Source organism: Tistlia consotensis USBA 355, assembly GCF_900177295.1.
In the GTDB taxonomy this organism is placed as follows: domain Bacteria; phylum Pseudomonadota; class Alphaproteobacteria; order Kiloniellales; family DSM-21159; genus Tistlia; species Tistlia consotensis.
The window spans coordinates 194880-214899 of the sequence record NZ_FWZX01000007.1; the positions used below are offsets into that span (position 1 = coordinate 194880).

The 20020-nt window shown below is 71.8% G+C and carries 21 protein-coding genes; 5 read left to right on the plus strand and 16 right to left on the minus strand.

Translation table 11 applies throughout. From position 1 onward, the window contains the following. Nucleotides 1-35: 35 nt before the first annotated feature. Genes cobW through B9O00_RS33775 form a run of 3 tightly spaced genes read right to left on the minus strand, consistent with a single transcriptional unit; the run spans nt 36 to nt 2149 of the window. Nucleotides 36-1094: a cobalamin biosynthesis protein CobW gene (cobW, locus tag B9O00_RS11770; protein ID WP_085122863.1), complete on the minus strand. Its 1059-nt coding sequence runs from the start codon at nt 1092-1094 to the stop codon at nt 36-38. A gap of 6 nt (nt 1095-1100) precedes the next feature. Further along, nucleotides 1101-1640 (minus strand): bifunctional adenosylcobinamide kinase/adenosylcobinamide-phosphate guanylyltransferase, encoded by a 540-nt coding sequence (gene cobU, locus B9O00_RS33770; RefSeq protein ID WP_235017100.1) that lies wholly within the window; start codon nt 1638-1640, stop codon nt 1101-1103. A 50-nt stretch (nt 1641-1690) separates the two neighbouring features. Further along, complete coding sequence (locus tag B9O00_RS33775; protein ID WP_085122864.1) at nt 1691-2149, minus strand: hypothetical protein; 459 nt, start codon at nt 2147-2149, stop codon at nt 1691-1693. A 188-nt stretch (nt 2150-2337) separates the two neighbouring features. On the opposite strand from B9O00_RS33775, the gene B9O00_RS11785 reads away from it, so the two are divergent. The 3 genes from B9O00_RS11785 (at nt 2338) to B9O00_RS11795 (ending at nt 4223) form a co-directional block, all read left to right on the plus strand. Further along, nucleotides 2338-2967, plus strand: a complete 630-nt coding sequence (locus B9O00_RS11785; RefSeq protein ID WP_085122865.1) for a hypothetical protein — start codon at nt 2338-2340, stop codon at nt 2965-2967. Nucleotides 2968-3036: 69 nt separating this feature from the next. Next, nucleotides 3037-3630, plus strand: coding sequence for a PAS domain-containing protein (locus B9O00_RS11790; RefSeq protein ID WP_159460196.1), 594 nt, complete (start codon nt 3037-3039; stop codon nt 3628-3630). A gap of 23 nt (nt 3631-3653) precedes the next feature. Next, nucleotides 3654-4223 carry a PAS domain-containing protein gene (locus B9O00_RS11795; protein ID WP_159460197.1) on the plus strand — a complete coding sequence of 190 codons (570 nt, stop codon included), beginning with the start codon at nt 3654-3656 and terminating at the stop codon, nt 4221-4223. On the opposite strand, the gene B9O00_RS11800 is transcribed toward B9O00_RS11795, so the two are convergent. Then, a complete protein-coding gene (locus tag B9O00_RS11800) occupies nt 4169-5755 on the minus strand; it encodes an MFS transporter (RefSeq protein WP_085122867.1) in 1587 nt (528 codons plus the stop codon). The genes B9O00_RS11795 and B9O00_RS11800 overlap by 55 nt on opposite strands. 259 nt (nt 5756-6014) lie before the next feature. Between B9O00_RS11800 and B9O00_RS11805 the strand changes: the two genes are divergently transcribed. After that, nucleotides 6015-6623: a Pycsar system effector family protein gene (locus B9O00_RS11805; protein ID WP_085122868.1), complete on the plus strand. Its 609-nt coding sequence runs from the start codon at nt 6015-6017 to the stop codon at nt 6621-6623. A gap of 39 nt (nt 6624-6662) precedes the next feature. On the opposite strand, the gene kce is transcribed toward B9O00_RS11805, so the two are convergent. The 7 genes from kce to B9O00_RS11840 all read right to left on the minus strand — a co-directional run bounded on the left by kce (nt 6663) and on the right by B9O00_RS11840 (nt 13820). Further along, entirely contained in the window at nt 6663-7592 is a 930-nt protein-coding gene (kce, locus tag B9O00_RS11810; protein ID WP_085122869.1) for a 3,5-dioxohexanoate:acetyl-CoA acetone transferase, read from the minus strand. 4 nt (nt 7593-7596) lie between these two features. After that, nucleotides 7597-8967 carry an aminotransferase family protein gene (locus B9O00_RS11815; RefSeq protein WP_085122870.1) on the minus strand — a complete coding sequence of 457 codons (1371 nt, stop codon included), beginning with the start codon at nt 8965-8967 and terminating at the stop codon, nt 7597-7599. 174 nt (nt 8968-9141) lie between these two features. Further along, entirely contained in the window at nt 9142-10794 is a 1653-nt protein-coding gene (locus tag B9O00_RS11820) for a N,N-dimethylformamidase beta subunit family domain-containing protein (protein ID WP_089229618.1), read from the minus strand. A 6-nt stretch (nt 10795-10800) separates the two neighbouring features. Further along, nucleotides 10801-11601, minus strand: coding sequence for an amino acid ABC transporter ATP-binding protein (locus B9O00_RS11825; protein ID WP_437123421.1), 801 nt, complete (start codon nt 11599-11601; stop codon nt 10801-10803). Further along, nucleotides 11598-12254: an amino acid ABC transporter permease gene (locus B9O00_RS11830; RefSeq protein ID WP_085122871.1), complete on the minus strand. Its 657-nt coding sequence runs from the start codon at nt 12252-12254 to the stop codon at nt 11598-11600. Before B9O00_RS11830 ends, B9O00_RS11825 begins: the two co-directional genes overlap by 4 nt. Before the next feature lie 16 nt (nt 12255-12270). After that, nucleotides 12271-12918: an amino acid ABC transporter permease gene (locus B9O00_RS11835; protein WP_085122872.1), complete on the minus strand. Its 648-nt coding sequence runs from the start codon at nt 12916-12918 to the stop codon at nt 12271-12273. A 104-nt stretch (nt 12919-13022) separates the two neighbouring features. Beyond that, a complete protein-coding gene (locus B9O00_RS11840; protein ID WP_085122873.1) occupies nt 13023-13820 on the minus strand; it encodes an ABC transporter substrate-binding protein in 798 nt (265 codons plus the stop codon). Nucleotides 13821-13993: 173 nt separating this feature from the next. On the opposite strand from B9O00_RS11840, the gene B9O00_RS11845 reads away from it, so the two are divergent. After that, nucleotides 13994-14956 (plus strand): LysR family transcriptional regulator, encoded by a 963-nt coding sequence (locus B9O00_RS11845; protein ID WP_085122874.1) that lies wholly within the window; start codon nt 13994-13996, stop codon nt 14954-14956. A 26-nt stretch (nt 14957-14982) separates the two neighbouring features. Here the strand turns inward: B9O00_RS11845 and B9O00_RS11850 are convergent, their stop codons facing one another. The 5 genes from B9O00_RS11850 to B9O00_RS11870 form a co-directional block, all read right to left on the minus strand. Continuing rightward, the gene (locus tag B9O00_RS11850; RefSeq protein ID WP_085122875.1) at nt 14983-15501 is read right to left on the minus strand and encodes a c-type cytochrome; all 519 of its coding nucleotides are present in this window, start codon (nt 15499-15501) and stop codon (nt 14983-14985) included. Between the two features lie 128 nt (nt 15502-15629). Continuing rightward, complete coding sequence (locus tag B9O00_RS11855; RefSeq protein WP_085122876.1) at nt 15630-17954, minus strand: heavy metal translocating P-type ATPase; 2325 nt, start codon at nt 17952-17954, stop codon at nt 15630-15632. Nucleotides 17955-18024: 70 nt separating this feature from the next. Beyond that, nucleotides 18025-18510, minus strand: a complete 486-nt coding sequence (locus B9O00_RS11860) for a hypothetical protein (RefSeq protein WP_085122877.1) — start codon at nt 18508-18510, stop codon at nt 18025-18027. A gap of 80 nt (nt 18511-18590) precedes the next feature. Beyond that, nucleotides 18591-19325: a copper resistance protein B gene (locus B9O00_RS11865; protein WP_085122878.1), complete on the minus strand. Its 735-nt coding sequence runs from the start codon at nt 19323-19325 to the stop codon at nt 18591-18593. Nucleotides 19326-19330: 5 nt separating this feature from the next. Beyond that, nucleotides 19331-20020 (minus strand): multicopper oxidase domain-containing protein (locus tag B9O00_RS11870; protein ID WP_159460198.1); only part of this gene is annotated, 690 nt, incomplete at its 5' end.

Below are 20020 nucleotides of genomic sequence, written 5' to 3' on the forward strand. Positions count from 1 at the left end.
ACCATCATCTCGATCCGCGCGAAGGCGGTATGATCTCAGCCGGCCACCACCGCCTCGCCCATGAGAGCGGCCTCGACGGCGGCCCGGTCGAGCCCCTTGAGGCCGATCACCACCAGGCGGGTCCGACGCACCTCGTCCGGCCGCCAGTCGCGGTCGAAGTAGTGCTGCACGCGCGGGCCGGCGGCCTGCAGCACCAGGCGCATGTCCCGGCCGGCGACGGCGGCGAAGCCCTTCACGCGCAGCACCGCCTGGGCCTCGACCAGGGCGGCGACGCGGCGCGCCAGCTCGGCCGGCGCGGCGATCTCGGGCAGCTCGACGGCGAAGGACTCGAAGTCGTCGTGGTCGTGATCGTCGGCGCCCTCGTGGTGCGAGCGCCGGCTGTCGAGGTCGTCCTCGGCGGCGGCCGAGAGGCCGAGCAGCACGTCGGGATCGAGCCGCCCGTGGGCGGCGTGCAGCAGGCGTACGCCGGGCCGCGCCTCCTGCCGGATCGCGGCCTCGACCGCGGCCAGGTCCTCGGGCGCCAGCAGGTCGGTCTTGTTGACGACGACCAGGTCGGCGCAGCCGATCTGCTCCTCGAACAGCTCGGCGAGCGGCGAGTCGTGGTCCAGGCTTCCGTCGGCCTCGCGCTGGGCCTGCACGGCCTCGGGGTCCTCGGCGAAGAGGCCGGCGGCGACGGCCGGGCCGTCGACCAGGGCGACGACGCCGTCGACGGTCACCCGGGTGCGCACCTCGGGCCAGCCGAAGGCCTTGACCAGCGGCTTGGGCAGGGCCAGGCCCGAGGTCTCGATGACGATGTGGTCGGGCGGGAGCGCGCGGTCGAGCAGCGCGCTGATGGTCGGCAGGAAGTCGTCGGCGACGGTGCAGCAGAGGCAGCCGTTGGCCAGCTCGACGACGTCGTCCTCGCCGCAGCTCTCGATGCCGCAGCCCTTGAGGATCTCGCCGTCGACACCGAGGTCGCCGAACTCGTTGATGATCAGGGCGATGCGCCGGCCGTTGGCGTGCTCCAGCAGGTGCCGGATCGTGCTGGTCTTGCCCGAGCCCAGGAAGCCGGTGACGACGGTGGCGGGGATCTTGCCGGGGTTATGGGCGGTCATGGGCTCCTAGCGGTGCGCTGCAGAGGGTTTCAGGACGAGCGGCAGGCCGGCGGCGACGAAGACGACGCGGTCGGCCGCGGCGGCTACGGCCTGGTTGAGGCGTCCCGCCTCGTCGCGGAAGCGTCGCGCAAGGGCGTTCATCGGCACGATCCCCAGGCCGACCTCGTTCGACACGAAAACGACGGGGACTTCAACCCCCGGCAGGGCCTTCAGCAGGTGCCGCGTCTCCTCGGCCGGATCGCGCCCCGCCGCCAGCAGGTTGGACAGCCAGAGCGTCAGGCAGTCGACCAGCACCGCGCCGTCCGACCCGACGCCCTCAGACAGCGCGCCGGCCAGGTCGAGAGGCTCCTCCAGGGTCCGCCAGCGGGTGCCGCGCCGGGCCCGATGCGCGGCGATGCGCTCGGCCATCTCGCCGTCGCCGGCCTCGGCGGTGGCGAGATAGAGACAGGGTCCCGGCCGGCTCTCGACCAGCGCCTCGGCATGGGCGCTCTTGCCGGAGCGGGCACCGCCCAGCACCAGGGTCACGCGCGGCAGCGACTCGGCCAAGAGATCCTCGGGGCTTGCGCCGGCCCGACCGGCGGCCCGGCCGTCCGCGGCTACTTGTAGAAGCTGACGTCGGTCAGGGTGCTCAGGGTGGCGCTGACGACGCAGTCGTCGCGCGGCCCGGAAGCATCCTCGCAGGGCGAGATGTCGTTGAGCAGGATCTTCGAGATCGCGCTGCACTGCAGGCCGGTCAGGTCGAACAGCTTGACCACCGACTTGCCGGCGCGCAGCGGCGAGGCGTCGACCGCGATGCGCCGGTCGATCCGGCCGTCCTTGTCGAACAGCACGAGGTCGAGCCGGTAGACCGGGTACTCGGCGCCCTTCTCGTTCTCGAACAGCAGATAGGCGCGGCAGGCCTCGCCCTGCTGCTCCAGCTTGTTGAGCTCGATGTGGACGCCGGGCGCCTTCGCCGGCGTCGTGGTCGTCTGGGCCAGGGCACCGGCCAGGGGAAGGCTGAGAGCGCCCGCCAGGATTGCTGCCGCCAGCGCTTTCGCAGTCGCCTTGTCGCCCATCGTTCACCGCCTCCCGCTTGTCGTCTCGCACCCCGGTCCCCGGACGCGGCGGCAGCATGCCAGAGCCCTCCGGCCCGGTCCAGCCGCAGGAGCGCCCGACGCGCGGCTTGTGCGACTTGGCCGCGATCGCCTAAAGCTGCGGCATGCGTCTGCTACTCTATGCACCGCAGTCCAGCGGGGCGTCGGCCATGGCCATGACACTGGCCCAGCGTGCCGGCTGCTCGGCGCTGGTCGACCTGCCCTACTTTCACCTGGCCCCGCCCCTGGCCAGCGACCGGCCGGTCCTGGTCAAGGCGGTGGTGACCACCGCCTACACGCTGGCGGAGCACAAGGCGCGCTTCCGCCCGGACCTGACGCTGCTCGCGCTGCGCGATCCGGCCGCGGTCTGGTGCAGCCTGTCGGCCAACCCCTACCGTCATCGCAACGGCAGCGCGGAGGAGAAGCTCGCGCTCTTCGATCGGATCTTCGCAAAGGCACGCGATTACGACGGCCTGCTGCACTACGAGGACCTGATCCGGCGGCCGGCGCGCTTCCTGGAGGCCTGCGCCGGATTCGGCTGGCCGCTGCCCGACACGGCCCTGGAGCTGCCACGCAAAGTCGAGGCGATCATCGCCGACCTCTATGCCACCTTTCCCGAGCTGCCGGAGCTCTTCGACCTCTCCTTCGGCGGCTTCGACGGCGGCGCGATCTCGGCCGAGCGGACCGCCGTCCCGCCCGGCGACCCGGCACGAGCCCGCGCCGCCGAGCTCTGCCCGGCGCTCAGCGGCCACTATGCGCAGTACAGGATGCAGGACGAACCAATCTTGGCGAGCAGGTAGCGCGCGATGCCCCCTTTCGATTCGAAGCCCCTCCCCCCGGATCGGCAACCTCCCGGGGCCGGCGAGGCCGTGCGGTCCGACAGCGAGCCGGAATGGCTCGACCGGCTCGGCGTCGAGCAGCCGACGCTGCGCCGGCTCGGCGGCTACTGGCAGCGGCTGCGCGCCGGCCGGGCGATGCCGCGGCGCGACGAGCTGGAGCCCTGGGCGATCCCGGACCTGTTGCCGCATCTCTGGATCTGGCGGGTCCAGGCGGAGCCGCCGACCTTCTTCCTGCGGCTCGCCGGCGGCCGCATCAACCGGCTGCTCGGCGACTGGCGGCGCGGCAGCGAGCTGGGCGAGGTCGTGCCCGCGCACGCCCAGGCGCCGCTGCGCGCCCGCTACGGCCGGGTCGCCTTCGGCCCGGCCGTGCTGCGGGCCCGCGGCTACGCCCTGCTCGGCCGCGAATACGGCGTGCGCGTGCGTGCCGAGCGCCTGCTGCTGCCGCTCGGCGGCGGTGCCGACGCCGCCGAGGACATTCTGGGAATCACGTGGTACGAGGATCTGCCGCGCCGCGGCGCCACCGATATCCCGGACGGCGGCGACGAGAGCGTCCTCGCTCTCGACACACTCGACTCCCTTTCTGTGATCGGAGATGGACCGTCCAGAGTCGTCGCGCGTTCCTGACGTGGCGTGTCCGGAGAGTTCTCGTGGTGCTGGATCATAACGACAGACGCTACTCCTACGACGAGCCAGACTGGCTGGCCGGCCTCGGCCTGGGCGATTCGCGCCTGCGCCGCCTCGCCGCCTACTGGGATGCCCTGAGGGGCGCACGCATCATGCCGCGCTTCGACGAGCTGGAGCCCTGGAAGGTGCCCGACCTGCTGCCGATCATGTGGGTCTGGCGGGTCGACCGCGAACGCCGGCTGATGTTCCTGCGCCTCGTCGGCGAGGAGGTTCAGCGGGTGCTCGGCAGCTGGCCGCGCGGCGCCGAGCTGGCCGAGGCGGCACCGAAGGCGGTGCTGCCGCTGCTGCGCCGGCGCTACGAGGCGGTCGCCTACGGCCCGGCGATCCTCTACGTCCGCGGCATGGCCCTGCTCGGCGACATGCGGGTCCCGGCCGAACGCCTGGTCCTGCCGCTCGGCGCCGGCGAGCAGGCGGCCGACGACATCCTGGGCATCAGCCACTACGACCTGACGCCGCGCCGCGAGATCGAGGAGCGCGCCTACGCGACCGAGGAGTCGGCCGAGACGCTGCTGCCGCTCTCCGCGCTCGCCTGATCCGCTCCCGAGCCGGCCCGGGCCGCCGGGCGGCGCGGGCGCAGCATGACCAGGGCGACCAGGGCGGCGAGCGCCGCCCAGAGCGCGGCCAGCCAGAGCGCGCTGGAATAGGCCGAGACGAAGGCGCTCTCGACGGCCGGGCGCAGGGCGTCGCCGGGGGGCGGCAGCACGCCGAAGCGCTGGCCGGCCGCCGCCGGGCCCTCGTGGAAGATCAGGTTGGCGGCGGCCCCGACCAGGGCGATGGCGAAGAGGCCGGCGAGCCGGCTGGCCGCGTTGTTGATGCCCGAGGCGGCGCCCGACTTGCCGTCGGGGGCGGCGTTCATCACCACGGTGGTCAGCGGCGAGACGACCAGCGCCATGCCGAGCGCGAGCAGCAGGATCGGCGCGAAGACCGCGGTCCAGTAGCCGCCCTCCCCCAGCGCCAGCCCCGAGGCGGCGACCGCGACCAGGGCCGAGCCGAGCACCAGCGGCGGCCGCGGACCGGTGCGGTCGACCAGGCCACCGGCGGCACGCGACAGCGTGCCGATGATCAGGCCCAGGGGCAGCAGCGTGACGCCGACCTCGGCGGCCGAGAGGCCGCGCCGCCCGACCAGGTCGAAGGGCAGCAGGAACAGCACGGCGCCGAGCGCGCCGTAGAGGAACAGGGTCATGACGTTGGCGCCGAGGAAGGCCGGCTCGGCGAACAGGCCGGTCGGCATCAGCGGCGCCGCCGTCCGCCGCTCGGTGCGCAGGAACAGCCAGAGGCCGGCGAGGCCCAGGGCAATCGCGCCGAAGGCCGGCAGGCGGCCGCCGGCGCCGTCGTCGGCCAGTCGGGTCAGCCCGACGGTCAGCGCCCCGCAGGCCCCGGCCGCGAGCAGCCCGCCGGCCCAGTCGAGCCGGCCGCTCGCGCTCTCGTCGCGGCTCTCCGGCACGTGGCGCAGGGCCAGCCAGATCGCGGCCAGCGACAGCGGCAGGTTGATCCAGAAGGCGGCGCGCCAGTCCAGGGCGTCGATCAGCAGGCCGCCGAGCGGCGGGCCGAGTGCCGTGGTGATCGCCGAGGCGCCGGCCCAGGTGCCGATCGCCCGGCCGCGCTCGGCCTTCGGGAAGGCCGCGGCGATGATCGCCAGGCTCTGCGGCACCAGCAGCGCCGCGCCGACGCCCTGCAGCAGGCGCGCCGCGATCAGCGCCTCGATGCCCGGCGCCAGGGCGCAGGCCAGCGAGGCCAGCGCGAAGAGCGCGATGCCGGCGACGAAGACGCGGCGCCGACCGAGCCGGTCGCCGAGCCCGCCGCCGACCAGGATCAGCGCGCCCAGCAGCAGGATGTAGCCGTTGACCACCCACTGCAGCTCGGCGAAGCCGGCGCCGAGGTCGCGCTGGATCGTCGGCAGCGCGATGTTGACCACCGAGCCGTCGATGAAGGCCATCGCCGAGGCCAGGATCGTCGCCGCCAGCACGAAGGGCCGCGAGCCCTCGGCACAGAGGCCGTCGGGCCCGCCGCGGCGCAGGCGCCGCGCGGCCTGTCCTTCGGGACAGAGGGGGCGGTGGGTGATCATGGCCAGACGGCTCCCGCTTGAACGGCCGGCAGCCTACCACCCGACACCCGCAGGGGGAGGCTCAGAATGCGACCGGGTCGCCCTGGAGCGCCAGCAGTTCGCGCTCCTCGACAGAGCCCGCAACCTCGGAAGGCCGCCCCTCGTTCCCAGCTCCCATTCGCTCCATCGGCACCCGCTCGCCGCGCGGGATCGGTGACACATACAACCAAACACTGTATATATCATGGTCCCGCAGTGGCCAGTGGTGGGAAGTGTCGGAATGGCTGACGATTCGATGAGGGCCGACCCAGAGGCCGGAGGCCTCCGAATTGGTGGTGTCGACGCCGCAATAGGCGAATTTGCCGACACTGAGCAGGCTCAACTTCTGCAATACATCTACTTCGGTGATATCAGGGGCGGCGCCATTCTAGGTTCCTTGGGCGCCGCACTGATGCTCTATCTCATCCAACCGCGCCCCACGATATCGTCAGGGACTCTTCAATTCTTTCACGACGCGTTCGTAGCCTGCTGCCTCCTGGCCGGCACGTTGGTCTTCTTGTTCATCGGCATCGCGCTCTGCCCAATCCCCTGGCGCGGCAAACTCCCGAAGCGAGGGCCGAAAGGCAGCCATTCGTCGATCTCGCATTACCTGGACATTACGTCGTTCGACGACGGCGATCAGTACATCGAACGACTCCTGGCAATCCGCGCTGACGACACGGGGCCCATCGACGGGCTGACCCGCGAAAAGCTGAGAGCGTGCTACGAGATGGCCAACATCGCGAAGGACAAGATGAGCCTCATTGCGCGAGGATTCGGCGCGGCGGCCGCCTGTGTGCTGTTCCTGCTGCTCGATTTGGCGATCTTCACCGCCCATCTTGGCCAATAACGGCGAGAGCGGCGCCCGCATCGCCGCCGCCCCTGAAAATCAGAATGCGACCCGGTCGCCGCCCTTGAGCGCCAGCAGGTCGCGCGCCTCGGCCGGGGTCGCGACCTCGAGCGACAGCTCCTCGAGGATCCGGCGGATCTTGGCGACCTGCTCGGCGTTGGAGGTCGCGAGGCGCCCGGGGCCCAGCGTCAGGCTGTCCTCCAGCCCGACCCGGACGCTGCCGCCCAGGGTCGCGGCCATGGTGACCAGCGGCATCTGGTGGCGGCCGGCGGCGAGCACCGAGAAGCGGTAGCCCTCGCCGAACAGCTTGTCCGCGATGCGCTTCATGTGCAGCAGGTTCTCCGGGTCCGGGCCGATGCCGCCGAGCACGCCGAAGACGAACTGCACGAAGAGCGGCGGCTCGACCAGGCCGCGCTCGAGGAAGTGCTTCAGGCTGTAGAGGTGGCCGACGTCGTAGCACTCGAACTCGAAGCGCGTCCCTGCTTCGCGTCCGAACGCAAGAATCGTCTCTATATCCTTGAAGGTGTTCCGAAAGATCGAATCACGCGTCGCCTCGAGAAGCTCCGGCTCCCAGGCGTGCTGCCAGGACTCGAAGCGCTCCAGCGCGGGAAAGAGCGCGAAGTTCATCGAGCCCATGTTGAGCGAGCACATCTCCGGCTGCGCCCGGCGCGCCGCCGCCAGGCGCTGCTCCAGGGTCATCAGCGAGCTGCCGCCGGTCGAGATGTTGATGACCGCGTCGCTCGCCTGCTTGATGCGCGGCAGGAAGGCCAGGAAGACCTCGGGATCGAAGGCCGGCCGGCCGTCCTTCGGGTCGCGGGCGTGCAGGTGCAGGATCGAGGCGCCGGCCTCGGCCGCCGCGATCGACTGCTCGGCGATCTGGTCCGGCGTGACCGGCAGGTGGGGGCTCATGGTCGGGGTGTGGACCGAGCCGGTCACCGCGCAGGTGACGATGACCTTGCCGCGCGCCATCGCCCTAGCCCCGCCCGGCCGGCAGCTTGAGCTCGGCGGCGAAGGCGTCGAGCGCCGCCGTCAGCATGGCCATCAGCTCGTCGATCTCGGATTCGCTGACGACCATCGGCGGGCAGACCAGGATGTGGTCGCCGGCGCGGCCGCCGCGGGTGCGCCGCGAATAGACGATCAGGCCCTGCTCGAAGGCCCGCTCGACCAGGCGGGCATGGGCGTTCAGCGAGGGCTCCAGCGGCGCCATCGTCTCGCGGTCGGCGACCAGCTCGAAGGCCAGCAGCAGGCCCTTGCCGCGCACGTCGCCGATGAAGGGATAGCGCTCCATCAGCAGCGCCAGCTTCGACTTCAGCAGGTCGCCGCGCGAGGCCGCGCGGGCGACCAGGCCCTCGTTCTCGATGACCTCCAGCACGGCCAGGCCGGCGGCGCAGGCCAGCGGGTTGCCGGCATAGGTGAAGCCGTGCAGGAAGCCGCCGGCGTCGAGCACCGGCTCGACGATGCGGTCGGGCGCCACGGCCGCGCCGAGCGGGCTGTAGCCGGCGGCGAAGCCCTTGGAGAGCGCGACCAGGTCGGGCCGGGCGGCCCAGTGGTCGCCGCCCAGGAAGCGGCCGGTGCGCCCGGCGCCGCTCATCACCTCGTCGTAGATCAGCAGCACGCCGTGGCGGTCGCAGATCTCGCGGACCCGGCCGTAGTAGCTGTCGGGCGCGACCAGGGCGCCGGTCGAGGCGCCACCGACCGGCTCCATGATGAAGGCCAGCACGGTCTCCGGCCCCTGGGCCAGGATCTCGCGCTCCAGCAGGTCGGCGTACTTCAGGCCGCGCTGCTCCATCGTCAGCGCGTCGCGGTCGAGGTAGGCGGTCGGCGCCGGGATCTTCGGCATCTCCTGCATCATCGGCGCGAAGGGCGCGGTCAGCGCCGTGTAGCCGGTCACCGCCAGGGCGCCGAGGGTGCAGCCGTGATAGGAGGGGAAGCGCGAGATCACCTTGTAGCGGCTGCCCTGCCCGGTCGCGACGGCGTACTGGCGGGCCAGCTTGAGGCAGGACTCGACGGCCTCCGAGCCGCCCGAGACGAAGAACACGCGGCTGAGGTCCCCGGTCAGGTGGCCGACCAGCTTGGCCGCCAGGGTCTCGGCCGCCTCGTTCTCGAAGTGCAGGCGATAGGCGAAGGTCGCCTTGCCGATCTGCCGGCGCATCGCCTCGACGACATGGGGATGCGAATGGCCGATGTTCGAGACCATGGCGCCGCTCGAGCCGTCGAGGTAGCGCCGCCCGTCGCTGTCCCAGAACCACACGCCCTCGGCGCGCTCGACCAGCGGCCGGCGCTGGCGGGTCTGGTAGAAGAGGTGGGAGGCGGGGCGGTTCGGGAGGGCGGAGGCGAGAGCCATCTTTCGATCTTTCGGTGAGAACGGTGAGTCAGCTCACCTCACCCTCCCACGGCCTTCGGCCGCGGGCCCCTCCCTCTCCCCGAAGCGGAGAGGGGCTGTTTTTTTCCCCTCTCCGCTTCAGGGGAGAGGGAGGGGCCCACGCGGAGCGTGGGAGGGAGAGGTGCCGGCACGGACCTATCCGGCCAGATAGCGGTCGAGCACGTTGCGGGTGACCCGCTCGACCAGGGCGTCGCGGCGCAGCAGGCCGGCGACCCATTCGCAGGAGCCGGCGTGGAAGACCTCGCCCCGGCCCTTGTCGAAGCGCACGATCATGCCGCAGCCGCGCTTGACCTTCTCCAGGGCCTCGGCGGAGTCGTCGCCGACCAGGGTGCGCGCGGCGAAGCGGGCGTCCTCGTCGGTCAGGAACTGGGCGTCGCGCGGGATGTCGGCGCTCTCCTCGATCAGCGAGGACTGGCCGAGCGCCAGGATCTCGACGTCCGCCGGCGCGCCCTCGATCCCCGTCGCCTCGGGCAGGCCGTTGCGGATCAGGTAGTCGAGGCCGTCGACCTCGTAGCCGAAGACGTGGGACTCGGCGCCCAGCAGGTCGCCGTAGTAGAGCCCGGTGCCGGCGAAGGCCCAGTGCTCCGGCCGGTAGACCGGGAAGCCGCGCACGCCGCGCGGCGCGCAGCCGCCCCAGCCGGCATAGAGCCCGCGGGTCGCGTTGAGCCCGAAGGTCTCGGCGCCCGGCCGGCCGACCTCCGGCGCCTCCCAGGAGGTCGTGGTGCGCGCCTGCCCGGGCCCGCCGTAGACCGGGTCCTCGGCACGCGCCCGGTACTTGTAGCAGGTCTGGCGCCGGCCCTCGTCCTCCAGGCGCGTCTGCCACATGAAGTTGCCGGCGAAGCGCGCCGCCCGGCCCCCCTTCTCGACGAAGGCCTCGACGGCGTCGCGCATCTCCCAGGTCCAGTACTCGTCGTGGCCGACGAAGGCGAGGCAGTCGTAGCCCTCCAGGATCTCCGGGCGGAACTGCAGCTCGTGCTGGGTCGCGAGGTCGACCGCGTAGCCGCCGGCCTCGGCCCAGCGGAAGAAGTGCGAGTCGTAGCTGGCCCAGCCGGCCGAGGCGTACTTCTTCGAGTGGCCGGTCGCGTAGGCCCACTCCATGTGCGGATAGCGCGGGATGCTGGCCGGCGGCACCGGCGCCTCCAGCGGCACCCGCGGCGCGTCCGGCGGCAGCACGACGAAGCCGCGGCAGAAGGGCCGCTCCAGGCTGACGGTCGTCGCGTAGAGGTCGCGGTTCGCGCCGGTGATGCCCTGGTAGTGGTTCGAGCCGCCCCAGGTGTTGTAGGCGGTCCAGGTGCCGGTCGCCGCGATCTGCAGCAGGCGCCCGCGCCGGCCGTTCCGGCGTGCCGCCTCACGCGAGACCGGGGCCGGGCGCACGACGATCAGGTGATGGCAGAGCGCGGGCGTGCGGCCGCCCTCGCTGCGCAGGGTCAGGCGGTAGGCGCCCGAGGGCCAGTCCGCGGGGACCTCGAAGGCGTGGCTGGCCTGCCAGCCGCAGCCCTCGACCGAGCACTGGTCGGGGGTCGCCTGCCAGGACGCGCCGAGGCCTTCCTGGCGCAGCATCGGGGTCAGGGTCGCGCCGTCGCGCGCGACCTCCAGGCCGTAGCGCGGCGCGGTCGCGCTGACGAACAGCGTCACGGTCTCGCCCGGCGCGTAGCTCAGGCGGTCGGAGTAGCACCAGATCTCCTCGCGCGGCGCGTCCATGCCCGGCCACTCGTAGTAGTGGCCCAGCACGGCCTCGCGCCGCTGCTCGGGGGTCAGGCCGAAATCGGGGAAGCCGCGGGTGATCACGACAGGTCAGTCCCTCAGGTACTTGCGCAGGAAGGCGCGGGTGCGCTCGGCCTTCGGCGCCGTGAAGATCCGGTCCGGCGGACCTTCCTCGACCACGACGCCGCCGTCCATGAACAGCACCCGGTCGGCGACCTCGCCGGCGAAGCGCATCTCGTGGGTGACGATCAGCATGGTCATGTGCTCCTGGGCAAGCTGCTTCATGACCAGGTTGACCTCGTCGACCAGCTCCGGGTCGAGGGCCGAGGTCGCCTCGTCGAACAGCATGACCTTGGGCTCCATGGCCAGCGCCCGGGCGATCGCGACGCGCTGCTTCTGGCCGCCGGAGAGGCGCGAGGGATAGGCCTCAGCCTTGTCGGCGAGGCCGACCTTGTCGAGCAGCTTCTCGGCGCGCGCCCGCACCGCCTCGCCGGACAGGCCCTGCAGCAGCCTGGGCGCTAGCGTGACGTTCTCCATCACCGTCAGGTGCGGGAACAGGTTGAAGTGCTGGAAGACCATGCCCATCCGCTGGCGCACGGCGTTGATGTGGCGCTCGAAGGCCTTGCCGGTCAGCGGCGCGTTGACCTGCACGCCGTCGAGCCAGATCTCGCCGCGGTCCAGGCTCTCCAGGTGGTTGATCGAGCGCAGCAGGGTCGACTTGCCGGAGCCGCTGGGCCCGATGATGGCGACGATCTGGCCGCGCTCGACCGAGAGGTCGATGCCCTTCAGCACCTCAATCGCGCCGAAGGACTTGTGCGCGTCCTTGACCTCGATCATCGGTCGGGTCGCCTTGCCGCCGCCGGTCGCCGGCCGGGTCATGGTGTCGCTCACCGGGTCGCCTCCACCTTGCGTTCGACCGCACGCAGCCCCGCCTCGAGCAGCAGGTTCAGCAGGTAGTAGAGCGCGGCGGCGGTGATGTAGAACTCGAAGGGCCGATAGGTCTCGCTGATCGCCAGCTGCGAGGCGTGGACCAGCTCGGCGACGCCGAGCACCGAGACCAGGGCCGAATCCTTCAGCAGCGCGATCAGGTTGTTGCCGAGCGGCGGCGTGACGCTGCGCACCGCCTGCGGGATGATCACGTAGCGGAAGCTCTGGGCGCGGCTGAGCCCGAGGCTGCGCGCGCCCTCGTTCTGGCCGGGGTCGACCGCGACGATGCCGGCGCGGATCACGTCGGCGTTGTAGACCGCGAAGTGCAGCCCCAGGCCGACGATGCCGGCGACCAGGGCCGGCACGTCGATGCCGACCTGGCTGAGCCCGAAGTAGATCAGGTAGAGCTGCAGCAGCAGCGGCGTGCCCATGAACAGCCAGACGAAGAAGCGCGTCGGCCAGGCCAGCAGGCGCGGCGCATAGAGCACGATCATCGCGAAGAGGATGCCGCCGAAGAAGGCGAGCAGCGCCGCCGAGACGGTCAGCACCGTCGTCCAGACGACGCCGATCCACAGGAAATGCGCGTATTCGGGAACGACGGAGAAGTCGAGGCCCATGACTCGTCCCTCCCCGTCAGTCGATCGCGTGGCGCGCGTCGAGCCACTGCACGCAGCGGATCGCGCCGTAGATGATCGCCATGTAGAGCACCGCGGCGATGGCGAACATCTCGAAGGGCTTGTAGGTCGAGCCGATGAAGCGCTGGGCGGTGTAGGTCAGCTCGACCACCGAGATCGTCGAGACCAGGGCCGAGCCCTTGATCAGCGCCACCGAGTTGACGCCGAGCGGCCGGATCATCAGGCGCGCCGCCTGGGGCAGCACGATCCGGCGCATCGCCTGGCCGCGGCTGAGGCCCAAGCTGCGCGCCGCCTCGGTCTGGCCGCGCTCGACGGCCAGGATGGCGCCGCGGATCGATTCGGTCATGTAGGCGCCGATGTTGACGCCCAGGCCGATCACCCCGGCGGTGAAGGGATCGAGGTTGATGCCGACCTGCGGCCCGCCGAAGTAGAGGACGAAGAGCTGGATCAGGCAGGGCGTGCCGCGGAAGAGGCTGACGTAGGCGCCGCCCAGGACGCGCAGCGGCCGGCTGCGTCCCAGCCGCGCCCAGGCGCCGAGCGCGCCCATGGCCAGGCCGAGCACCAGCGACAGCACCGAGATCTGCACCGTCACCCAGGCCGCCTCCACGAAGAAGGGGGTGACCTTGATCATCAGGTCGAGGTCCATGACGGTAGCTCCGAGCAGGCGTCCCCCTCACCCTCCCGCTGCGCGGGTCCCTCCCTCTCCCCTGAGGGGAGAGGGTCGGGGTGAGGGGGCCAAGCGCCGTGACCTCAGCGGATGTCGGCGCCGATCCACTTCATGGCGATCTTCTCGTAGGTGCCGTCGGCCATCATGGCGTCGAGCGCCTTCTGCATGGCGGCGTGCAGCTCGGGATTGCCCTTGCGGATCGCGATGCCGACCTTGACGCTGCCGCCCTCGATGCCCGGCGTCGGGATCTGCCGGACGTCGGCGCCGCTCTTCTTGACGGCGACCAGCACCGGGATGTTGTCGACCACGATGGCGTCGACGCGGCCGCTGTTCAGCTCGAGCATCAGCTCGGGCAGGCCCTTGTAGGTGTGGATCGACCAGTCGCCGTGCTCGCCGGCATGCTCGCGGGCCCACTTCTCGTGGGTCTCGCCGAGCGTCACGCCGATCGTCTTGCCGTCGAGATCCTTGAGGCTCTTGATCGGCGAATCGCCCTTCACGAAGACGGCGCGGCCGGCGCTGTAGTAGGGGCCGACGAAGTCGACGACTTCCTGGCGCTTCGGCGTGATGGTCATCGAGCCGACGATGGTGTCGTACTTGTTCGCCAGCAGGCCGGCGATGATGCCGTCCCAGGCGGTCGTCACGATCACCGGCTTGACGCCCATGCGCTCGGCGATGCCCTCGCCGATCGAGGGATCGAAGCCGACCACCTCGTTCTTGTCGTTGACGAAGTTGAACGGCGGATAGGCGCCGCTCATGGCGATGCGCAGCTCGCCCGCGTCCTTGATCTTCTGCAGATCGTCGGCCTGGGCCTGCGGGGCGGCGGCGAGGGCGACGCCGGCCAACAGGCCGAGCGCGGCGATGCCGGAAAGAAGCGTCTTCATGGTCCTGCACTCCCTGTTCGGCCGCCGGGAAAGACCGGGCCTTCCGGCGGCGGCTGCGGCGGCCGATCCGGCGCACCCGCATGGCACGCCCCCGCCCGCTCATGGGAAATGCTTGTCCGGCGGGCCATCATTCGGCAAATAGATAATCTCAATATCGACTATTGGCTCAAGGAATGCAGGAGAGCCGGCAGACCCGCTTCGCCTGGGACCTCGACTGGAACCTGCTGCGCACCTTCATGGTGATCGTCGAGGAACGCGGCATCACCCGCGCCGCCGACCGCCTGGGCCTGAAGCAGCCGACCGTCAGCAACGCCCTGAGGCGCATGGAGGAGCGGCTCGGCCGGCGCCTGATCGAGCGCAAGCCCAACGCCTTCCAGGTCACCGCCGTCGGGCGCCTGCTCTACGAGGAGTGCGTCGAGGTCTTCGGCACGGTCTCGCGCCTGCCGATCCTGCTGCGCGAGGTCCAGGAGGAGGTGACCGGCGGCGTCGCGATCGCCATGACCAGCCACGTCATCTCGCCGCTGCTCGACGGCGCGCTGGCCGAGTTCCACGCCGCGCATCCGCGCGCGACCTTCGCCCTGTCGGTCACGACCAGCGAGCAGGTCACCAAGTCAGTCCTGCAGAAGCAGGCCTCCTTCGGCCTCTGCCTGGTGCGCGAGCGCGACCCGCGCCTCGCGTACGAGCAGATCTACCGGGAGTTCTTCGGCTTCTTCTGCGGGCCGAAGCACCGCCTGTTCGGGCGCGGCGGCCTGACCCTGGAGGACCTGCGCGGCGAGACCTCGGTGTCGTTCCAGACCGACCAGCCGTCAGACGCGCTCAGGCCCGTCGCCCTGCTGCGCGCGCGCGCCGGCCTCGACAGCACGATCGTCGGCATCTCGGCCAGCCTGGAGGAGGTGCGGCGCATGATCGTCGCCGGCCTCGGCATCGGCCCCCTGCCCCTGCACGTCGCCCAGGACGACGTCGCGGCCGGCCGGCTCTGGCGCCTGCCGCCCTACGACGACCCGCCGCCGATCGACATCTTCCTGGCCTGGAATCCCGCCGCCAACCTGAACCGCGCCGAGGCCGGCCTGCTCGAGCTGCTGCGCAAGCGCATCGCGGCGACCCCACTGTCCCAGCGCACCTACGCCGCCGGCTGAGGTGGCCGCCAAACGCGCGGGGCCGCTCAGCGCGCGGCAGCGGCCTCGTTCAGGGCGTCGTGGCGGCGCCGGATCTCTTCCGGCCAGCGGCTCTTGATGAAGGACAGGACGGCGACGATCTCCCGGTCGCTCAGCACGCCCTCGAAGGCCGGCATGGCGCTCTTGTAGCCGCCGCCGACCAGGGCCGCAGGGCCGTGCTTGGTCAGCGCGAAGAGCTGCGCGTCGGGATGGTGCCAGGTGTGGCCGGTCTCGTCCTGCGGCGGCGCCGGCAGCCGGCCGTCGGCCTTGCGCTGCTGCCAGTCGGCCTCGCCCTCCAGCCCGGCGCCGTGGCAGGACGCGCAGTGCGTCGCGTAGAGCGCCTTGCCCTCGGCGACCAGCGCGGCATCGTCGGGCCGCAGGCGGATCGCCGCCTCGGCGTTCTCGTCCTCCCAGAACACTGCGAGCAGCAGCGCCACGACGGCGATCACGGCCAGCAGGCCGCCGGCCAGATGCAGCAGTGTCAGGCGACGGTTCGCCGTCTTCCGCGGCGTCGGTCGGTCGGCCATGGTTCCTCCCTCGGCACCGATCGGACGACTGCGACTTTAGCGCCGCGCCGCGCCGGGCGGTCAAGACGTCGCAGGGCCGGCGGATCGTTAAAAGAAGGAAAGGTTGCGACCGCGGCAGGCCCCGAACGCTAGCGGTCGAACCTGACGGTGCGCAGGCGCAGGGCGTTGCTGATCACCGAGGCCGAGCTCAGGCTCATGGCCGCCGCGGCGATCATCGGGCTGAGCAGCAGGCCGAGGAGGGGATAGAGCACGCCGGCCGCGATCGGCACGCCGATCGCGTTGTAGACGAAGGCCAGGAAGAGGTTCTGCCGGATGTTGCCCATGGTCGCGGCGGCGAGCCTGCGCGCCCGCACGACGGCGCGCAGGTCGCCCTGGACCAGGGTCATGCCGGCGCTCTCGACCGCGACGTCGGCGCCGGTGCCCATGGCGATGCCGACGTCGGCCTGGGCCAGGGCCGGCGCGTCGTTGATGCCGTCGCCGGCCATGGCCACTCCCTGCCCGCCGGCCTGCAGCTCCAGGACCAGCCGGGCCTTGTCCTGGGGCAGCACCTCCGCCTCGACCCGGTCGATGCCCAGCTTCGCGGCCACCGCCTCGGCGGTGACCCGGTTGTCGCCGGTCGCCATCACCACGGTCAGCCCGGCCTCGTGCAGCGCCTCGATGGCCGCCGGCGTGGTCTGCTTGATCGGGTCGGCGACGGCGATCAGGCCGGCGAGCGCACCGTCGACCGCCAGGTACATGACCGTGGCGCCCTCGCGGCGCAGCCGGTCGGCCTCGGCCTCCAGGCCCGCCGCATCGGCCCCGACCTCCTGCATCAGCCGGCTGGTGCCCAGCGCCAGGGCCTGGCCGGCGACCCGGCCCCGCACGCCCTTGCCGGTGACGCTCTCGAAGTCGCCCGCCTTGTCGGGCTGCAGCCCGCGCTCCCGGGCGCCGGCGACGATCGCCGCCGCCAGGGGATGCTCGCTGCCGGCCTCCAGGCCGGCGGCCAGGCGCAGCACCGCGTCCTCCGATCGCCCGGCCGCGGCGACCACGCGGGTCAGCTTCGGCCGCCCCTCGGTCAGGGTGCCGGTCTTGTCGACGACGATCGCGCCGACCCGGGCGAAGCGCTCCAGCACCTCGGCGTTCTTGACCAGCACGCCCAGCCCGGCGCCGCGCCCGGTCGCGACCATGATCGACATCGGCGTCGCCAGGCCGAGCGCGCAGGGGCAGGCGATGATCAGCACGCTGACCGCGGCGATCAGGGCATGGCTGAAGGCCGGCGCCGGACCGAAGGCCAGCCAGGCGGCGAAGGCCACGACGGCGACCGCGATCACCGCCGGCACGAAGACCGCCGAGGCCCTGTCGACCAGCTTCTGGATCGGCGCGCGCGAGCGCTGGGCCTCGGCGACCATCTGGACGACCTGGGCCAGCATGGTCTCGCCGCCGACCCGGTCGACCTCGAAGACGAAGGAGCCGGAGCCGTTGAGCGTGCCGCCGGTGACCCGCTCGCCCTCGGCCTTCTCGACCGGCAGCGGCTCGCCGGTCAGCATCGACTCGTCGACCGAGCTGCGGCCTTCGACCACGACGCCGTCGAGCGGCACCTTGTCGCCGGGCCGGACGCGCAGCCGGTCGCCGACGGCGACCGCCTCGACCGGCACCTCCTCGTCCTCGCCGCTCTCGGTGACGCGCCGGGCGGTCTTCGGCGCCAGGTCGAGCAGCGCCTTGATCGCGCCGGAGGTGCGCTCGCGCGCCCTCAGCTCCAGCACCTGGCCGAGCAGCACCAGGGTCACGATCACCGCGGCGCTCTCGTAGTAGACCGGCACGGTGCCGGCGGCGCTGCGCAGAGAGGCCGGGAAGATGCCCGGCAGCAGGGTCGCGACGAGGCTGTAGAGGTAGGCCGTGCCGGTGCCGAGGGCAATCAGGGTGAACATGTTGAGATTGCGCGTGACCAGCGAGGCCCAGCCACGTGCGAAGAAGGGCCAGCCGGCCCAGAGCACGACGGGCGTCGCCAGGACCAGCTGGACCCAGGGCCCGGCGGCCGGCGGCACGAGGTCGCCGACCGGCAGGCCGAGGAGGTGGCTGCCCATCTCGAGCGCGAGCAGCGGCAGCGACAGGACGAGTCCGACCCAGAAGCGCCGGGTCATGTCGACGAGCTCGGGGTTCGGCCCCGCGTCGGCGGCTGGAACGCCCATCGGCTCCAGGGCCATGCCGCACTTCGGGCAGGTTCCCGGGCCCTCCTGGACGATCTCCGGATGCATCGGGCAGGTGTAGAGCGTGCCGGCCGGCGCGGGCTCGGCCGCGGCCCCGGCCGGATCGCCCAGGTAGCGGTCCGGCTCGGCCTCGAACTTCGCCAGGCAGCCGGCGGAGCAGAAATGGTAGCGCCGGCCCCCGTGCTCGTGGCTGTGCGGCGACTTGGCGGGATCCACGGTCATGCCGCAGACCGGATCGGTGGCGCTCGTCGCGGCCTGGTCGGTCATCTCGTTCGGCTCCTTCTCGAGGATGGAAGGTCGCTAGACCCCGGAGGTGGTGCTTCCAGTAACTGGAAGGTCAAGGCCCGCCGGATCGATTGTCCCGGCCCGGCAGGCGACCGGCGGCCCAGGCCAGGGCCAGCGGCGGCACCAGCAGCCACTGCAGCAGCGGCGCGAGGCCGGTGCCGAGCGGCGGCAGCAGCGGCATGGCCTCCGCATAGGCCCAGCTGCCGCGCAGCGAGACGTTGAGCCATTCGCTGTAGACCGTGTAGCCGACGCCCGCTGCGGTCGCCGCCGCGAGCACGACGCCGAAGCGCCGCGCCGGCCAGCCGGCGCTGCCGACCAGGCCGAGCGCCAGGACCAGGCAGGCCGTCGCGATCAGCAGGTCGCCGAGGCTGCAGTGCAGCACGTCGAAGGCGATCTCGCCCGGCGTCCCGCTGTACCAGACCGTGTAGAGCGGCATCTGGGCCGTCTCCCACAGCAGGTTCAGCAGCAGCAGCGCCGCCAGGTAGCGGCGCAGGGCAGCCAGCCAGGCGAGCCCGTGCGCCGCCGTCGTCCCGGTCATCTCGGGTTCCTCCGAAAGCATCGCGAAGGCGCGGCGGGGCCCGGGGCCCACGGGTTCCACGGGCCCCGCCGCGCGGTCGCTCAGTACATCAGCCGGACCCCGAGCAGGGCGTAGAGGGAGTCGGTCGCCTCGCCCTCGCCGCGCCGCAGGTCCGCCGTCTCGCCGTAGGCCCGCTCCCAGTGAACGCCCAGGTAGGGAGCGATGTTGCGGTAGACGAGATCGTAGCTCAGCCGCGCCCCCAGCTCGGTCGTCGAGAGGCCGGAGCCGACGGCGATCTCGCGGTCGTCCGCGAAGGCGACGTTGATCTCGGCCGAAGGCCTCAGGATGATCCGGTTGGTGACCAGCAGCTCGTAGTCGAGGTCGAGCCGCGCCGAGGGCGCCCCGGTCTGCGAGACGAAGAGCTCGGCATCGGTCTCGATCCACTGGCGGCCGAGGCCCTGGAGGCCGACGACCCCGTAGAGGCGGTTCGGTCCGGCCGGCGCGTCGTAGCGCAGACCCGCCTTGAGGTCGAAGAAGTCGCTGACCGGGTGCTGGACCAGCAGCTGGTTCTCCAGGGTCTCGAAGCCGCCGCCCTCGACGGCCCACTCGCCCTCGCTGTGCAGCCTGAGCTTCCACTCGTCGCTGCCGACCCAGCCGTCGCCCTGCCAGGCCACCAGGTCGCTGCCGTCGCCGAGCCGGTACTCCAGCCGCTCGAAGGTGGCGGAATGGACGATCAGCGGCGCCTGCTCCGCGGCCCGGGCCGCGGGAGAGAGCGTCAGGCAGGCGAGCAGGACCGCCGCGGCGAGGCCGCGGCGCGCAATCGCAAGTCCCTGCATCGACCTCACTCCCCCTGCACCGGCGTGACGGGAAGCGCCGCCGACTGCGGCCCGCCGACGACCCGCACCTCGCGGAACATGCCGGCACCCATGTGGTAGAGCAGGTGGCAATGGAAGGCCCAGCGGCCCGGCGCGTCGACCTCGGTCTCGGTGTAGAGCGTCGTGCCGGGCGGCACGCTGACGGTGTGCTTGACCGGGTTCCACTGGCCGCTGCCGTTGTCGAGGATCGACCACATGCCGTGCAGGTGCATCGGGTGGGTCATCATCGTCTCGTTGACGAACTTGAAGCGCACCCGCTCGCCGTAGTGCAGCACGATCGGCTCGGCGTCCTCGTACTTCACGCCGTCGATCGACCAGATGTAGCGCTCCATGTTGCCGGTCAGGCGGATCTCGATCTCGCGGGTCGGCGGCCGCAGCGCATAGCGCGGATGCAGCGCCCTGAGGTCGGCGTAGGACAGGAACTTGCCGCCGTCCGCCGCGTGGGGCGCCAAGCCGCTGCCGGGCGCGTAGAAGGGATCGGCAGCGCCTGCCGGCGCCATGCCGGCCATGCCGTCTTGGCTCATGCCGGGCATAGTCGAGTGATCCATGCCCGCCATGGCGCCGCCAGCCTGCGGCGCGGGAGACGCGGGAGCCATGCCCGGCATCTTCGCGTGGTCCATGCCCGCCATGGCGCCGCCGGCATCCGGTGCAGGGGA

Coding starts and splice junctions, on each gene's coding strand:
- B9O00_RS11850 (WP_085122875.1), bottom strand. CDS start 15,501: ATGGCCGACCGACCGACGCCGCGGAAGACGGCGAACCGTCGCCTGACA.
- B9O00_RS33775 (WP_085122864.1), bottom strand. CDS start 2,149: ATGGGCGACAAGGCGACTGCGAAAGCGCTGGCGGCAGCAATCCTGGCG.
- B9O00_RS11860 (WP_085122877.1), bottom strand. CDS start 18,510: ATGACCGGGACGACGGCGGCGCACGGGCTCGCCTGGCTGGCTGCCCTG.
- kce (WP_085122869.1), bottom strand. CDS start 7,592: ATGGCGCGCGGCAAGGTCATCGTCACCTGCGCGGTGACCGGCTCGGTC.
- B9O00_RS11785 (WP_085122865.1), top strand. CDS start 2,338: ATGGCCATGACACTGGCCCAGCGTGCCGGCTGCTCGGCGCTGGTCGAC.
- B9O00_RS11840 (WP_085122873.1), bottom strand. CDS start 13,820: ATGAAGACGCTTCTTTCCGGCATCGCCGCGCTCGGCCTGTTGGCCGGC.
- B9O00_RS11845 (WP_085122874.1), top strand. CDS start 13,994: ATGCAGGAGAGCCGGCAGACCCGCTTCGCCTGGGACCTCGACTGGAAC.
- B9O00_RS11865 (WP_085122878.1), bottom strand. CDS start 19,325: ATGCAGGGACTTGCGATTGCGCGCCGCGGCCTCGCCGCGGCGGTCCTG.
- B9O00_RS11855 (WP_085122876.1), bottom strand. CDS start 17,954: ATGACCGACCAGGCCGCGACGAGCGCCACCGATCCGGTCTGCGGCATG.
- B9O00_RS11835 (WP_085122872.1), bottom strand. CDS start 12,918: ATGGACCTCGACCTGATGATCAAGGTCACCCCCTTCTTCGTGGAGGCG.
- cobW (WP_085122863.1), bottom strand. CDS start 1,094: ATGACCGCCCATAACCCCGGCAAGATCCCCGCCACCGTCGTCACCGGC.
- B9O00_RS11830 (WP_085122871.1), bottom strand. CDS start 12,254: ATGGGCCTCGACTTCTCCGTCGTTCCCGAATACGCGCATTTCCTGTGG.
- B9O00_RS11805 (WP_085122868.1), top strand. CDS start 6,015: ATGGCTGACGATTCGATGAGGGCCGACCCAGAGGCCGGAGGCCTCCGA.
- B9O00_RS11815 (WP_085122870.1), bottom strand. CDS start 8,967: ATGGCTCTCGCCTCCGCCCTCCCGAACCGCCCCGCCTCCCACCTCTTC.
- B9O00_RS11800 (WP_085122867.1), bottom strand. CDS start 5,755: ATGATCACCCACCGCCCCCTCTGTCCCGAAGGACAGGCCGCGCGGCGC.